This window comes from Actinomycetota bacterium, assembly GCA_035536535.1.
Taxonomy (GTDB): domain Bacteria; phylum Actinomycetota; class JAICYB01; order JAICYB01; family JAICYB01; genus DATLNZ01.
On record DATLNZ010000046.1, the window covers coordinates 1 to 2495 of the forward strand.

A 2495-nucleotide genomic window follows, 5' to 3' on the forward strand; every position below is an offset into this window, starting at 1 on the left:
CCGCGACGGAGATCGGCATCCACTCCGGCTGGGCCTCCCACAGCTTGGTGGACCCCTCAACGTCGGCCAGCAGCAGGGTCACGGTCCCCACGGGCAGGACGAGCTTTCCTTGCATCTCTGATTGCACTGTCCCCGGCCCCCCCGTCGTGTGCGGAACATCTTCGCGTGGAGAGGGCGCAACGACAAGACCGCACGCCGGAAGCTACAGGGCCGCGCGGTCCTGCTCGATCAATGTGCGAACCACTTCCGTGGACTCCTCCTCAAGGGCGTACGCGACCGCGTCGTCCTTCGCGAGTTCGCGGCCGCGCTGGAACTCCACCTCCCAACGGGGGCCGAGGGCCTCCTTGGCGGGCGCAAGGCAGGACTCCACCCAGTCCTGCCGCAGTTCCCGTGAGACGTTCCTCACTGGCCCACCGGCCGCCTGTTCCTCGAACTCCCGGCGCGCCTCGGCCGCTCCCGACAGCCGCGCACACCTCTCATGCCGGACTTCGGCAGCTGCCGCCCGCGCCAGGCCGCCGAGGGCTCCGGCCAGAGCCGGCACCTGCGTGCTCCCGCTTCGAAGGTCGGTCGTGACCTGCAGGTGGCGGGCGACAAGCAGTGCGTCAACGAAAAGGCCGCAGGCACGCGGGTCGCGGGCGCGCTGCGCGAGCAGCCCCGCCCACGTCAGAGCCTGGGCGACGTGATATTTCTCAGCCGATGTCTCCACCGCCTCGAGCGCGGCGGCCAGTCCACGCTCGTACTGCCCGGACCTTTCCGACAAGCCGGCAACGCTCAGGAGCAGGAACGGGTAGTTGCTGCCGCCGGTGATGCCCCTCGACCGCGACAACTCGATACCCCGCTCGGCCCACACAAGCGCGGCGTCCGTGTCGCCAAGGGCGATACATACGTTGGAGAGATGGTCCATGGCCCACTGCACGTAGACCTTGTACTCGAGCCGATCCAGCAAGGGGATCGCGTGCTCGTAGTGTTTCCTCGCCTCGACCAACTCACCGATTCCTGCGAGGAGCATTCCCGCCCGGAAGGAGGAGGAACCCTCTCCGACGAGCCGTCCCCTGGACCGGTGGTGCTCGAGGTCGGCCAGGACTTCCGCTTTGGCGTCCTCGACGCGTCCCAACGACAAGGATGCGAAGGCCCGGACTCCCCAGATCGCCCCGGCTAACACCGAATCCTCGGGACAGAGGTCAAGGAGTTGCTGGGATACATCGAGAGAGTGGTTCGGGTCCGAGAACCGCGAGTCCAGTGCCTCGGCCATGAGGAGAAACGCCTTCGTCTGGTCATCCAGGGCAGCCTCCTCGGCCAGTGCCCGCACCTCGTTGATGTCCTCCGACAGCTCCGGCACCGACCACGACAGGACAAAGACGCGAGCGGCCAGGCAGCGAGCGGACTGCAGGACATCCTGACTCGTCAGCCGGTCGGCGGCCGACCGTAGCCAGTCGGTCACCAGGCGCACCCTGCCCCGGGCCAGTGCGTGGTGGACAAGAGGAATCGCAATCTGCGACGCCTCGCGTGCCTTGCCTAGCGACTGGAGGTCCTCCACGGCGGCCGAGATGTTCTGCCACTCGGCGTCCACCTCGATCAACAGGTCGAAACCGGAGGCTGCGTACCAGTCCTCCATCGGACGGTCCACAAAACGGCGCCAGTAGTCCCTGGACTTCGCCAGGACCTGCTCGGCCTCCCCCGAGTCCGCCAGCTTCTCGGCGGCGAACCTGCGGATCGTCTCCAGGAGCCGGTACCTGGCTTTGCCGGCCTTCTCCTCCACGACGACGAGAGACTTGTCCAAAAGCCGCGTCAGGAGGTCCAGGACCTCAAAGGCCTCGACGTCGCCCTGCGCGCAGACGGCTTCGGCCGCATCGAGCGTGCAGCCTCCGACGAACACGGACATCCTCCGCAGCAGCGTCTGCTCGGCTGGGTCCAAAAGCCGGTAGCTCCAGTCCACCGAAGCTCGAAGGGTCTGCTGCCGCGGCATGAGCGTCCGGGAGCCGCCGGCGAGCAGCCGGAAGCAGTCGGTGAGGCCCTCGGATATCTGCTTCGGCGTCAGGACCTTCGTGCGAGCCGCGGCCAGCTCAATTGCCAGCGGGATGCCGTCCACTCTCCTGCAGATCGTGGCGACGGCCGCACCGGTTTCGTCGGTGAGGTCGAAGGTGCCGCGCGCCCTGGCGGCTCGGTCCACGAACAGCCGGACCGACTCAAAACGATCCAGGTCCGACGGCGGCTCATCGCCGGGAAGGGTCAGGGACGGGACGCGCCACGGTGTTTCCCCGTCCACGCCCAGCAACTCCCGGCTCGTCGCAAGGATCACCAGGGACGGACACGACCGGACGAGCTCGTCGGCCAGGCTCGCGGCCTCAGCGACCACGTGCTCACAGTTGTCGAGGATCAGAAGAAGCCGCCCCCGACCGATGTACTCCGCGAGGGCGGCCGACTGGTCCAGCGGAACGCTGAGGGCCTTGGCCACGGTCGTGCGGACCTCCCCCGCCTCCGTCAGCGGCGACAGG

At 67.8% G+C, this 2495-nt stretch carries 1 protein-coding gene; it reads right to left on the reverse strand.

The genetic code is table 11. The features are described from left to right. Positions 1-202: 202 nt before the first annotated feature. The coding region (locus VNE62_03190; protein HVE91294.1) for a hypothetical protein at positions 203-2495 on the reverse strand (2293 nt) is incomplete at its 5' end.